Origin of the sequence: Chryseobacterium rhizoplanae, from assembly GCF_900182655.1 — a bacterium.
GTDB lineage: Bacteria > Bacteroidota > Bacteroidia > Flavobacteriales > Weeksellaceae > Chryseobacterium > Chryseobacterium rhizoplanae.
On record NZ_FXTC01000007.1, the window covers coordinates 222,266 to 235,741 of the forward strand.

The following is a 13,476-nucleotide window of genomic DNA, read 5'->3' on the forward strand; positions in this document are numbered from 1 at the left end:
AATGTAACAGTGCAGCGATCTAACAATTGATCAATAATTGCTACATGGCTACACTGTTAGATTGTTATATTAATTTATTTCGTTCTGTTGTCTTCGATGAATTTTGCCATCGTGTCAATAGATTGAAAGATTTCCTTTCCTTTTTTAGGATCAGCTAATTTTATTCCGTAGTCTTTATCAAGAAGAACGATCAGTTCCAAAGCGTCAATAGAATCCAGTCCCAATCCTCCTCCGAACAATGGATCAGTATCTTTGATTTCTTCTACAGATACATCTTCAAGATTAAGAACTTCAATAATTTTGTGTTTCAATTCTGTTTTTAAGTTTTCCATAATTAAGTTGGTTTATCAGTGCTTCAGTATATCATTAAGATCATTATATCATCACACTGTTATATTGTTACATTTTTATAAGGTTAGCAAATATACAAAAGCTTTGTAATTTTCCTGATACAATTCCACCCAGCCGCACAATACTTTGTCAGCCTTTCCGGACAGCAGGATTTGTTCTGAATAATCGGTTAAAAAATTTTCGTCAAATTCATCCAAAACAAAAAAAGCATTTTCTGTCTGCATTTTGTGTTTAATGCTGATTTCACCTACACAGATATTAGGAAGAGTGTAGACAAAAACGGCCGGACTCGGATAGAAGTTATCCTGATCATTGATGCTTTCCTGATATTTGAAATCTGTATCCAGACTGGAAGATCTGTTAGCAAAAACGATGGCGGTTCTGCTGTGATCTTCATCTTTCAAAATGGTTTCAGCGGAAAGAAAGGCCAGTTTACTCAGCTGATCCATTTTATGAAACTTGGGATAGCTTAGGTCTAAACTTTTATAGGCTTCTTTGGCAAATTCTTGAAATGTTTCGCCAGGGCTTTCAAAAATAAGATTTCCGTCAACTATTATTTTTGAATGTTCTATGGTGCAGATGTTTGTTTTCTTCATGACGCTCATTTTAACATTTTTCCAGCACAACAGCTGCATTGCATCCACCAAAACCTGAAGCTGTCTTCAGAAGGTATCTTACAGCTGCAGATTGGTTTTCTGTGATGATATTCAAAGGCTGGGTTACTCCCATTTCTTCAAAATTCTTTGAGGGAAGCAGTGTGTTATGAAGGGCACTTTCCATAGAAATAATGCTTTCAAGTAGTCCTGACGCTCCCAGACAATGTCCGTAATAGCCTTTCATACTGTTGAGTGGGACGTTTTGAAGTTCCATTCTGTTGAAGGCAATAGCTTCCATTTCGTCGTTATATAAAGTCGCCGTTCCGTGGGCAGAAATAAAATCAATCTGTTTTGAAGAAACTTTCGCTTCCGTCATTGCATTTCTGATACTGGCATACAAACCGTCACCCGTTCTTGAAGGTCCGGAAATATGGTTGGCATCATTCACTGCAGAATCTCCCAGGACTTTAAATCTGAATTTTTCATTTTGTGAGATTCTTCCTTCGTCAGAATGACAGCTGGTTACATAGACAGCTGCTGCGGCTTCACCGATATTAATCCCGTCTCTGTTTTTATCATAAGGCTTGCATGGCCCTGATCCTATAGCCTGAAATGAATTGAATCCTGAAATAACAAATTCAGAAAGTTCATCCCCCGCAATAATGAAAGCATCTTTATACTTTCCTGCCTGAATCATATTCTTTGCCACTGCAATCGCCATTACTCCTGAAACACAGGCATTGGAAACAACAATAGGCTTTGTTGTGAATCCAAAGAAATCTGCTGTTTTCTGCGCTAGTTTTGATAAATAAACGCCTTCCGGTAATTCAGACTGGTTTTTTAACAGGCTGATATTTCCTTTTGTTGTTGAAAGGATAAAAGCGGTGTCATCTGATGGGGTATGTTTTTCAACAAGAGGCCTTAAGCTTAAAAGAAGCATCTTTTCAAGTCTTGTGAAATCGATGGTATTCTGAGCAAAGAATCTATTAAATTCTTCATTCAGTTTTTCAGAATCAATCATGGAGGCATAAAAAGCATCCTGATTGTCTATGATTTTATGTAAAGCAACTCCGGATCTTCCTTCCAAAAGTGCCTTCCAGTTAGCATCTGCTGTGAATCCCAGCGGAGTTACACAGTTGTAATCTGTGATGTAGACTTCTTTCCTCATAATAATCCCATTTTATCTTTCCAGTTTTGAAAAAATTCCGGATTGTATAGGCATAAGCTTCCGTTACTGTCCAGAAATACCTGGATGGTTTCTCCGCTGCATACCAATTGATCTTCCTTGTTGAAGATTTCATATCTGTATATCAGCTTGGCAGATATTGAATTTACATAAGTTGTTACAATTCTGAAAGTTTCTCCATATTTTAAAGGAAGAAAATGCTCACAGGTACTTTTTACAATAGGCGTTACAAATCCTGCATTCTGAATATCAAGATAGGTTAAGCCGTGCTGACGTCCGAAAGCTTCTCTTCCGTCTTCAAAATAAACGATATAATGCCCATGCCAGACAATTCCCAGCGGATCTGTCTCATTGAACCGTACTCTTACTTCTTCAGTACATGTTAGTATATTTTCTTTAGACTGCATTTTGTTTTCTTCCGGAATTTTTATTGTTTTTTTTGGCCGTCAGGAAACTCCTGGTAATATTTGTCATAAAAATAAATTAAATATTTTGGAGCTTTCTTTCGTAAAAAATAGAAATTGCTACGGTGGCAAAGTAAAATAATAATAAGAACAGTAGTTCTTTAGCTATTCCTCCAATTCCACTATTTCTTAAAATAATATCATAGTAAGCATTCAATCCCCAGTTCATGGGAGAGAATTTCGCTATAGTCTGCATGAATTCCGGCATTAAAAATACGGGAACCCAGATTCCGCCGATAGCAGCCAAAACCACTACAGATGTTGCACCAAATGGAGCAGACTGTTCCTGAGTATCAGCAATAGTTCCTAATAAAACTCCAAATCCAATAGCTGCCAACCCTGCGAACAGTGTTACGATCAATAGCTGGAACATCTTCCCGGATACATCAAAAGCCGGAAGATCCATATAAGGGAAAAGATAAATTCCCACTGCAACCATCAGTAAAAACTGAATGATACAGATAATAAGATAGGTAAATGTTTTGCCTAAAATATGGACAAAATACGGCGTAGGGCTTATTCTCGCTCTTACACTTGTTCCCTGGCTTTTTTCCTTTACCAGATTGATGGATAAAGGAACTACAATAAAGAAGATCGCAAAAAGAGTCCAGGCAGGAACGTTGTGCTGAACAGAATTCGGCATGACGTCCATTGCGCCTTTCTTTGGTGTGATTTCCTTAAAGCTTATCAGGTTTTTATTTTCATCAAGATTTTCTGTTGTTCCCAGTTGCTCCTGGAATGCTTTGTAAATCTTTTTATTTTCAATCTCAAAAACCATTTTGTTGACAGAATTCATCACTGAGTTTTTGAATCCGGCATTGGTAGCAGGGTCAAAGTACAAATGAATTTCTTTGGCCTTTGGAGCTGCTGTTTTTACTTTTGCCGAATCTCCTTCCAGTCCGAATGAACTTACAATGGTCTGAACTTTAGAATCAATATTGGAATTTAAATCTTTCGTTAAATTATCAGGAATGACGATCGCCATCTGGTAATCTCCCGAAAAAACAGCATCCTGAGCAGATTTTTCATTGAAATTAGTCAACAGCTGGAATGTTTTGCTGTTTTCCAGCTCTGCTTTTATATTTTTTGAAACCTCAGATTTATCCTGATCAATAAAAATGATCGGAATTTTTGATCCTTCAAGGTTTTTAAAGGTAGAATCCTGAATAAGGGTAATGGTTACAATCAAAAGCAAAGGCATCACAAAGATGATGACAATTCCTCCGATATCTCTTTTCAGCAGAAGAATTTCTTTAATAAAGCTTCTCCACAGTTTATACAACAACATCTCTTAATTCTTTTCCGGTTAATGAAATGAAAACATCTTCAAGGTTTTCAGCGCTTGCTACTCTGTTCACCAATTCTTCAGGAGTTCCTACTGCATGGATCTTTCCATGGTCTATAATGGCAATTTTTGTACAGAATTCTTCTGCTTCCGAAAGGTGATGGGAAGTATAAATAATGCAGGTGCCCTGTTTATTTAAATCTAAAAGATAGTCAATAATTGCTTTTTTAGACTGAACATCAACTCCTACGGTTGGCTCATCTAAGAATAGAACTTTAGGATTGTGAAGCGTTCCGGCGATGAGGTTGCATCGGCGTTTCATTCCCCCTGAAAATTGTCCTACCTGTTTGTTGGCAAATTTTGAAAGCCCCATGATTTCCAGAGATTCATCAATTACCTTTTTAAGCTGGTTATGCTTTAAGCCATACAGACTTCCAAAAAACATCAGGTTTTCTTTGGCTGTAAGCGTTGGGTATAATGCATATTCCTGAGGTACAATTCCAATAATCTGTCTTATTTTAAATCCATCCTTGTGTGGGGATAAGCCATTGATTGTAAATTGTCCAGAAGTAGGTTTTATTAGTCCCGAAAGCATGGAAATTAAAGTTGTTTTTCCTGCTCCATTGGGTCCGAGAATTCCATAAATTTCATTTTTGCTGATATTCAAAGAGATATCATTTACAGAAAACTCATCAGAATTTTTGTACTTCTTATACAGGTTTTTGATCTCGATCATATTTTCTGCCATATCAGATCGCTTTTCTCAGTTTTTTATAGAAAGCTTCTTCCAGATCTGCAATATGCAGCATCGTTTTTGAAAGTTCATTGTAGATATTACTTTTTGAGTTTCTGTTTTTATACACTCTGGCAATATCCACGGCAAAGTCTCGCCAAAGGTCACCAATAGCAGTGATTTCTTTGGATAATTCTTTTAATTCATCATTTTTAAGAATCACAGATGCTTCCTGAAGAAAGGCTCCGTAGATAAATCTGAAACCTCCACCTCCGGTTCCGATTTCTTCCTGCATTCTGATGAGCTGTCCCAAATAATGGTTGGTTACTTTCGTTCCTTTCTTTTCTGCCCATTTCGGGATGCTTTTTGCGACCCATCTCATGGCTTTTACCCCGATAAGCGGTACAGGAGCCAGCATGTTTTTGCAGGTATCTTTGATCCCTTTTTTGATGGCTGCTTCAAGGTTTACATTTTCCGGAACATAAACAGGGTAGTACATATGTCCTTTTGGAGGAAGCGCTCCTTTGGCGTATCTTACTTTTTCCAGTTCTGCTTCGGAAAGGGAAGTGGTATAATCCATCACAGGATCACTGATAAGGAATTTCCCGTCTTCTTTTCCATACACCACAAGATTGTGGGCATTGAAGTGGAATTTATATTCTTCAGGGAAATAGGTAAGGTTGAAAACGCCTACCTGAAGTCCTGTTGGGATATTTTGTTCCAGATTTCTTTCAAGAGCCTTTTGGGCATCTTTAGGATTTGAGAATTTTTCTCTTTTGATTTTAATTCCTAATCTTTTCGCTGCTTTGCTGAAAATAGCACCCGGCATCGGACGATAGCTGAAGCCCGGAGCAAAATTCACCTTTAAAAAGGGAAGATAGACAAAAAACAATCCGGAACCGATCCCGAAGATCATGGGCTCACTTAGTTTCAGGCCTTTATTAAGCAGTAGATTAGAAGCAACACCGTTTTCGCAATGCGCAGTCTGATGGTGTTCAAAGTTTAATTTCATTTGCTGATTGTATCTTTTCATGGGGCAAATGGAACAGGCACTATATCGCCTTATTTCATTTATTTCCCGTTGAAGTTTTTTAATTCATCCACTGAAATCCCGAATGCTTCGGCATATTTTTTCAGTGCAGTTTCGCTTAGTGTGTTAAATACTTTGGGCTTAAAATGTCTCTTTACCCTCCATTGCCACATTCCGACATAAGAAGAAAGGACACCCAGATCCATTTTATTCAGTTCCATAAAATATACAATAGGACTTACCTTATGATTGGCAACATTTTGTTTTGCTTCCTCAATTCTTTCATAAATAAGTTCCATCGATTCATCCAGAGCAGCTTTCTTGGCATCCCAGCCGATACTGTTCGCTGTCGTGTAGTTGTCATTCTCATCCGTCACATACATAACTTCAGTCATGTTGGCGGATTTCAGGTTACTTTCGTCTTGAGGCAGGTCTTGTTTTTTCATCTAAATAATGTCAATTTTTTTAGATTCCAGATGAAAAATTTTCACCTGTTTTCTGATTCTTATAATCAGGTGGCTAAAATAGTGAAAATACATTATATGTAAATCATATTAAATCTGAGAGCGTTATCACCTTGACACAGAGGTTATATCAAAGATTATGATTACCCAATGTAATGATGTAAAATCTAATCTTATTTAACTGTTTTATAGAAAACCTTTAAGTGAAAAGTTATAGTGAAACAGAAAAGGTCCGTTTTTTTAGTTTAAAACTGTTTCTCGCTGATGATCAGAGTTTCACGAATTTTTATAATGTTTCACGTGAAATAATTCCTCTTGTGAGGATGTTTTTAATTTGTATTTTATTGATTTTCAGTTGTATTATATTGGTTTTTTTGATTTTAAATAAATAAAAAATGTTTTTTTATTGTAAAACAGTTATAGTCAATTCAATAGAAGTCGCTTTAACCCACTTGCAAAAAAGAAAAAGATCAACTGGCTTTAGCCAAAACCTATATTTAAACACAAATGGTACCAATGAATTACACAAATATTCACAAGCCCTAAGATCAAAAATAAAAAAGCTGCACGTTTCTGTACAGCTTTTATATCTATGTTGAATTGATCTTTAAGATGTTACCTCCTGAATAAACAGGTTGATTTCCGCCCTGATCAACAATTCATCATTATGAAATGTTTCACAGAAGATGTGGCAAATATTTTCAAATTGTGAAATAAGAGATGCCTTGGAAATGATTTTGTCATTCACCTTTGGAAGGGCAAATACTTCAATCTTCTTGATATTGGTAATAAACCCGATCACTTTTGTATCTGCTTCAGGATTTTCAAAGAAGCTTTGTCCAAGAATAGATGAGCAGGTCTGCGCAAGATTTTCAATTAATCCGGCTTCAGCAAATTCATTGTTGTGAACAAATATATTATCTTCTTTTATTTCAAAGGAAGTCACTACTTTTTCTTTGGTCAGTTCCAGGATATAGTCTGCCATTAGCATCGGTTCGCGATGCGGTAAAAAGTTGTGTATATTGATGATATTCTCTTCCTTTATTTCCATTTACAGTTTTATTTTACAGCGGTTTTCATTTGAGATTTTGCAATCACTTCACCGTTCAGTTTCGTAACGATATCTACCAGAGTTACTCCCATTACTTCATTAAGGATTGTTACTTCAGATATCAGATGATCTCCTGTTCTGGGCAGTATTTCAGCTTCAAATGATTTAATAGCTCCAATATATCCGGTGGGAGCATCTTTTCCCAGCAGATAATATTTATATCCGGTATGCAGTGCAACGCTCTGTGCCTGATGCTCAATCAGTCCCGAAGCCTGAAAAAAACCGTCCTGAATGAAAAGGTTATCTTCTTTGATCTCAAAACCGGATAAAAGATGGTTTTCAGAATATTCTGATAACTCATGCACCATCACAAAAGGAAACCGTTGCGGTATAAGGCTTTCTACAAAATCTTTATCGGAAGTCGGCAGTCTGTTTTCCATTAGCAAACAGTTAATAGAGCACAAGAATAAGCGAATCTTCCACTTTCAGGAACGCAAAGAAGTACTTTTTCTCCCTTTTTCAATGTTCCGGAATTCATGAGTTCTTCAAGGGCAATAAATATAGATCCTGCTCCAATGTTTCCAACCTCAGAAAGATTATAGAACCATTTTTCTGCAGGGAAATCCATTCCTTTTTTAGCAAACTCTTCCTTCAGTCCGTCTTTGAAATATCCTGAAGAAATGTGAGCCAATACATGGTCAATTTTTTCCGGATCCAGATTATGTTTGTCGAAGGAAGATCTTAAACTTTCCGCTCCTTTTACAAGGATATATTTATCAAGAATTTTAGTATCCTGTTTGATGGCAAAGATAGATTGCTTCAGCCATTCATCAGAAGGGTAATCTGCCCATGATTTCAGGCTTCCGTCTTCCAGCTTGTCACACCCTGCATACATACATGCTTCAATTTCGTGTGCGTAAGAATAGAAATCAATAAATTCTACTTTTAAGGAAGTGCTGTTTTCTCTCGGTTTATTTTCTAAAAGGAAAGCTCCTGCTCCATCAGAAAGCATCCATCTCAGGAATTCTCTTTTGAAAGCAATGATGGGTCTTTCTTCCAGTAATTTTAAATTTTCAGCCTCGTGGTTGAATTTATCAGCAGTCATCCACGCAGACATTCTTTCGGAACCTGCACATACGGCATTTTCCTGTACACCGGCTTTTACGGAAAGGAATCCATAGTTCAGAGCATTCATCCCTGAGTTGCAAAGACCTGTGGAAGTATTAATCTCAATAGATTTTCCGATATTCAGTTCACCATGTACCATAGAAGCGTGAGAAGGCTGGATCTGGTCTGGCGAAGTAGTTCCTACGGATAATAATTTCATATCTTCCTTTCTGAAATTTTCGTCAAAAAGTCCTTCAATTGCTTTTGCAGTAAGCTGCGCATTAGAGTGCGTAGGATTTCCCTCTTTGTCTAAAGCGTAGTATCTTGTTGTGATTTTATTATTTCTTAGGATAAGTGATTTTGCTTTAGATGGCGCATCATTGATAAGCCCAAGATAAGTCTCCATTTCATCATTCGCTACCGGCTCATTGGGTAAGTATTTTGATGCTTTTGTTATAAATACGTCGTACATTCTATTTTAAATTAATTCCTTGTAAATATCTTTTTTGTTTTTGTCTTTTAAACCAAAATATAGGGGTTGTAAGCAGGTGTAAAACCAAAACGACAGGTGAGATAATCCATATCGCCGCCATCAAATATACCTTAAAGAATTTTATCAGCAATGGGCGTTTCTCTTTTTTCTTTATAATCAGATTAGACCATACAGTGAAAATTTTATTTCCTACCTTTTCCACGCGTACTAAAAACGCACGGATTTCAATGGCTCCGTTTTTCACAAGATCCGGCTGTAAATTATTAAGGTCATTATTATTAAAATGTCTTTCAATAATCTGGCCATACTTTACCGAGCCTGCAATTTCTTCATCGGAAACCCCTGCGGCGGGAAGCATTCCGGATTTTTCTTTCTGTCCTGTTGTAAGCCATCGAAGGATAGTTAATACACTCGTATAATTGTCATGTCTGTCTACCAGTGCAATATTCCCTACAAGTTTAGCCTGTAAGTCTCTTAAGTATACCTTTAATTTTTCCTGCGAGAGCATCCACATATTTCTGGTTCCGGAGATGGTGACTACAGGTGTGTCTTTAAGAATACGTTCTGCATAACCACTCTTTAAAAATGAAATGATAGGAATGGATGGTGTGAGATACCATACCTGATAGCCGAAAAGAACAAGGTCGTACTTTTTGTTCAGAATTTCTTCAGATGGAGGCAGAATTTCTTTTGGAATCTGTAAATAAGACTCAGGAAAGGTGTTGAAAAAAACATCACCTGGCCAGGGAAAAGGAAAATCTTCCTTTAGCTGAATATTATAATAGGTTACATCGTATTTTTCCTTCTGAGCTTCAAAAGGTTTTGCAATGTTCCTCACAATATCTTCGAGTTGTCCGGTTTGTGAATAATATATGACAAGTATATTTTTCTTCATTAGTTTTCTTTAGCGTTTACAAAAGTATGTTTTTCATATTTATTATTTAGTTTTAAATACTTTTAATGATTCAGAACTAAATTGTAGTATATAATTCTCATTTTCAAACGAAGCATTCTTTGTATTGACAAAAATGATGGTGTCAGGAAGATCCTGAATCTCATTGAGGCTGAAATCATCATGCGAGATCAAAAGAACATCAATCTTTTTACTCACTTCCGAAAGGTCATTTATATACTGTATCTTTCTTCTTTTTACCAGATAGCTGTGCGCCGCAATTGCTCTCTTTTCGTCACTTTTTATCAGAGAAAAAATTCTTCGGCTGGCCTGATATAAAGTTAATAATGCATCTTTTTGTCCGAAGTCATCAGCCATGTGAAGGATGTTGGCTTCATTGGAAATATGCTTATTCAGTTCGAAATATACTGATTTTTTGGTGTTGAAGTCTTCTTTTACTTCATTTACCACTTCACTGTCTTTATAAAGATAGCTCAGGAACAGTTTCTTTTTAAAATAATTTTCATCCTCGATCTCTTCTCTCAGTTTTGCAAATTCTCCCCTGAAATAGGCATTGATTTTCTTTGTTCTTTGTGAATAGGTCTTGCCGAAGCTCATATCGTCTTTGCTGATTCTGCTTCCTACTTTTACGGTAATGCTTCCGTCATAGATAATGAAGTCCCCTTTTGGTAATACTTCAGAGTTTCCATGAATATAAAGAGGAAGTACATCCAGTTCAAATTGCTCAGCTAGATAAAACGCACCTTTATGGAATCTTTTGACATCATTGGTATATGATCGTTCTGCTTCAGGAAAAACAACAAGAGAATATCCCTGTGCAATTTTTTCTTTCAGCTTATCCATTCCATTTTCAATTCCCTGGGAAACCGGATAGAAGCCTAATGCTTTCACCAGTTTTCCGAAAACAGGAGAATCATATACCCAGTCATTCACCAGATAGATGATTTTATGAGTAGCCATGGCAATCGCCAGAGTATCTAAGAAAGACGTATGGTTGGCAATAATAACGGCAGGTTTGCTGAAGTCTTCAGCGGTGTTTTTAATGACTCTTTTCTTTACAAAGGGTGTTATGTAAAGAACTGATGTTAAAAATTTAGCCAGGATCAGTTTGATGATGTCTAATGTCTTTCCTTTCGCATTTTTAATAAATAAACTTCCGAAAGCTGAAAATACCAATCCACCTAATCCGTAGTATAAAAACGAAAATACAGCCCTTAAAAATAGCCTGAGGGTAATAGGTGATAAACCTTTTTTCGCCCGGTTGATAATAAATAACCTGAACCAGAAAGGATATAAGGTAGAAGTAATGATGATCACGGAGAACATTCCAATCAGGGCTACTAATGCTAAAGAATGCAGCGCAGGGTGCTTGGCAAAGATTAGCGATCCAATGGAAAGAATGGTGGTGAAAACAGCAAGAATAATGGATGTTCTGTAAGTTGGCAATTCATTTTTTCCTGTTGTGTGCTCTTTTTGCATAGCCTGTGTCAGGAAGATACTGAAATCATCTCCCACTCCAAAAACCAGTGTACATACTACAGTACTGAAAATATTTAACTCTAATCCTAGGAAATAAAGTATCCCAGCTGTTACAATTCCCGTTAAAACAATCGGGAACATAGTAAGAATGGTGAGCTCAAGATTTCTGAAGAACACAATTATGGTAAGAACAATTGCTAAAAGAGAATAATTGATCAGCGTATTGAAATCTCTCTTTAGCAAGCCGAGGAAATTTTCGTTCATCTGCTGGCGGTCAATGGCAAGAGCATCATGTTTCTTTTCAATATCTTTAATGAAGGCATCTCTTTTGTTTTCGTCTACTTTTACCACATTGGAAACGGTGTAAAAACCATTTTCACTGCTCATGAACTCTGAGATCTGAAGAGCCTTTATCTTTTCATAGTCTTTCAGGCTTAATGAAGTATAATTTTTATGCAAAGCTTCATTGAAGGTATCAAAAGCCGAACCGTTGAATCCAAATTTATTCCCGTTACTGATCAGCTCAGAAATAGTCTGACTCTTCTTAGAATCATTCCAGAAGCTGTTCCATTTTTCAATCTTTTTTTGCTGGTCCTTTTCCGAAAGAACAATGCTTCCGATAGAATTGTAACTTAATATTTTACCCTCTTTTTTCTCTTTTTCAAGGAAGCTGCTTAACTCAGAATTTCGGGTTAATGCCTGCTCTTCAGAATTTCCATAAGAAATTGTATAAATAGATTTTGAGGTAATATCAGAAAGTTTCTGAAGTTTGGCTTCACTGATTTTCAGATCTTTTGGAATATAATTAAGATCACCAATATCTTCATTAAAACCTACATGTCGGAATCCGAACAGGCAGGCAAGAATGATGACAGAGCATCCTATAATCAAAGGCTTGTTTTTCTCATAAGGATAAGATCCTATCTTGTCTATGAAATTCGTGTTGAGGTGTTCTCCATTTTCTTTGGGTTTATACAGCTGAGGAACAATAATCAATGCTGAAACTGAGGAGAGAATGACGGTGATAGCAGCAAAAAGTCCCAGATCTTTCAATGCCTCAGAACGTACGAAAACCAGGCAAAGAAATGAAACGGCTGTCGTTGCACTGCTCAGTATAATAGGCTGGGTGATTTCCTTATAAAGCTCTTCAATATTGTTGTTGTGCTTATAATGAGTAAGAATATGGAGGGCATAATCTATTGTAATCCCAATCAGAATAGCGCCCACACTTAATGAAATTGCTGAAATTTTATCTTTAATAAAATAAAGGACCAATAAGGCGAGAAGTACAGAGAATACTGTTGGTAAAAAGACAATGATGGGAGTAAAGAAGTTCCTGAAATAATAGATCAGAAGGATCAAAAGAACTGTCATAGAAATTACTACCGTATTCTGAATATCTTTTTTGATCTGTTTAGCATTGGCTACGGCAATCACCGGAGAACCAAAATAACTGATTTCTGTTTTTCCTTTGAACTGTTTATTAATGCCGTCTTTTATTGAGTTGAGCTGGTCTACAAAAACTTCATTGGCTTTCGTATCATTACTTTTATTTTTAGGGTCAATAAAAAGTAACAGGTTTTTTCCGTCTTTGGTTACAATATAGCTGTCTTCAAGCTTGAAATCCTTGCTGATGTTTAAGGCATTTAATTTTTTAATCCCTAAAAAAGTAAGTCCCAAAGGGTCTTTTTTTATAAATTCTTTGGTAACAAGACTTGTGGGAGAAACCAGCGAGATATAATTATTCTCTACCTGCTTGGCAATGCTGTCTTTCTGAAGTTTGCGGTCTATTTCCCTGTAATCATTTTCATTAAGGAATAATGGTAAGTTTTGACTGACGAAATCAAATGTTTCCGAGATCTCATTATCATTCACTTTACCCTGAACAGAACCTATATACTTTTGTAAAGGCTCTATCTTCTGTAAAAAAGTATCTGCCGTTTCGGAAAGCTGGAAGCTGTCTTCACCGGATTTATTCTCTATAATAACGATGATCTTATCCGAAAAATTAAGCTGCTTAAGAACCTTTGCTGTAAGATCAGATTTTTCATTTTTAGGAATGATCTGGTTGATATCTTCCTCAAAATTGATCTTTGATGCAAAAAAAAGGCATAAAACAGCAATTCCTAAGGCTGTAAGTACAGATAGGACTTTATTTCTGGAAATCAGATAATATAAAAATATAAAAAAACGATGCATTGCATGTAAATCAAGTCTGCAAATTTAATTTTTTAAGTATTAGTTCAAAATAGTTGGAGAGAAGTTTTGACTGAAAATCAATAAAATATTCTAGGAAGAATGAAAAAATATTCTACTTTTGCAAA

At 36.3% G+C, this 13,476-nt stretch carries 13 protein-coding genes; all 13 read right to left on the reverse strand.

Translation table 11 applies throughout. The features are described 5' to 3' along the window. Window positions 1–74 precede the first annotated feature (74 nt). The gene (locus FN817_RS16555; protein WP_034692439.1) at window positions 75–332 is read right to left on the reverse strand and encodes a phosphopantetheine-binding protein; all 258 of its coding nucleotides are present in this window, start codon (window positions 330–332) and stop codon (window positions 75–77) included. 75 nt (window positions 333–407) lie between these two features. Further along, window positions 408–947: a 3-oxoacyl-ACP synthase gene (locus FN817_RS16560; RefSeq protein ID WP_142718910.1), complete on the reverse strand. Its 540-nt coding sequence runs from the start codon at window positions 945–947 to the stop codon at window positions 408–410. Window positions 948–957: 10 nt separating this feature from the next. Continuing rightward, window positions 958–2,115, reverse strand: coding sequence for a beta-ketoacyl synthase N-terminal-like domain-containing protein (locus FN817_RS16565; protein ID WP_142718911.1), 1,158 nt, complete (start codon window positions 2,113–2,115; stop codon window positions 958–960). Beyond that, window positions 2,112–2,540: an acyl-CoA thioesterase gene (locus FN817_RS16570; protein WP_142718912.1), complete on the reverse strand. Its 429-nt coding sequence runs from the start codon at window positions 2,538–2,540 to the stop codon at window positions 2,112–2,114. Before FN817_RS16570 ends, FN817_RS16565 begins: the two co-directional genes overlap by 4 nt. A 76-nt stretch (window positions 2,541–2,616) precedes the next feature. Then, window positions 2,617–3,885: an ABC transporter permease gene (locus FN817_RS16575; protein ID WP_142718913.1), complete on the reverse strand. Its 1,269-nt coding sequence runs from the start codon at window positions 3,883–3,885 to the stop codon at window positions 2,617–2,619. Then, window positions 3,872–4,630 (reverse strand): ABC transporter ATP-binding protein, encoded by a 759-nt coding sequence (locus FN817_RS16580; RefSeq protein WP_142718914.1) that lies wholly within the window; start codon window positions 4,628–4,630, stop codon window positions 3,872–3,874. Before FN817_RS16580 ends, FN817_RS16575 begins: the two co-directional genes overlap by 14 nt. Before the next feature lies 1 nt (window position 4,631). Then, complete coding sequence (locus tag FN817_RS16585) at window positions 4,632–5,627, reverse strand: BtrH N-terminal domain-containing protein (protein ID WP_142718915.1); 996 nt, start codon at window positions 5,625–5,627, stop codon at window positions 4,632–4,634. Window positions 5,628–5,686: 59 nt separating this feature from the next. Next, window positions 5,687–6,091 (reverse strand): hypothetical protein, encoded by a 405-nt coding sequence (locus FN817_RS16590; RefSeq protein ID WP_142718916.1) that lies wholly within the window; start codon window positions 6,089–6,091, stop codon window positions 5,687–5,689. 625 nt (window positions 6,092–6,716) lie between these two features. Then, entirely contained in the window at window positions 6,717–7,160 is a 444-nt protein-coding gene (locus FN817_RS16595) for an ABC transporter permease (protein ID WP_142718917.1), read from the reverse strand. A gap of 8 nt (window positions 7,161–7,168) precedes the next feature. Then, window positions 7,169–7,600 carry a hypothetical protein gene (locus tag FN817_RS16600; RefSeq protein ID WP_142718918.1) on the reverse strand — a complete coding sequence of 144 codons (432 nt, stop codon included), beginning with the start codon at window positions 7,598–7,600 and terminating at the stop codon, window positions 7,169–7,171. Beyond that, window positions 7,600–8,739: a beta-ketoacyl-ACP synthase III gene (locus FN817_RS16605; protein ID WP_142718919.1), complete on the reverse strand. Its 1,140-nt coding sequence runs from the start codon at window positions 8,737–8,739 to the stop codon at window positions 7,600–7,602. Before FN817_RS16605 ends, FN817_RS16600 begins: the two co-directional genes overlap by 1 nt. Before the next feature lies 1 nt (window position 8,740). Continuing rightward, window positions 8,741–9,655, reverse strand: a complete 915-nt coding sequence (locus FN817_RS16610) for a dialkylrecorsinol condensing enzyme DarA (RefSeq protein WP_142718920.1) — start codon at window positions 9,653–9,655, stop codon at window positions 8,741–8,743. A 42-nt stretch (window positions 9,656–9,697) separates the two neighbouring features. After that, a complete protein-coding gene (locus FN817_RS16615; protein WP_142718921.1) occupies window positions 9,698–13,351 on the reverse strand; it encodes an MMPL family transporter in 3,654 nt (1,217 codons plus the stop codon). Window positions 13,352–13,476: the final 125 nt, after the last annotated feature.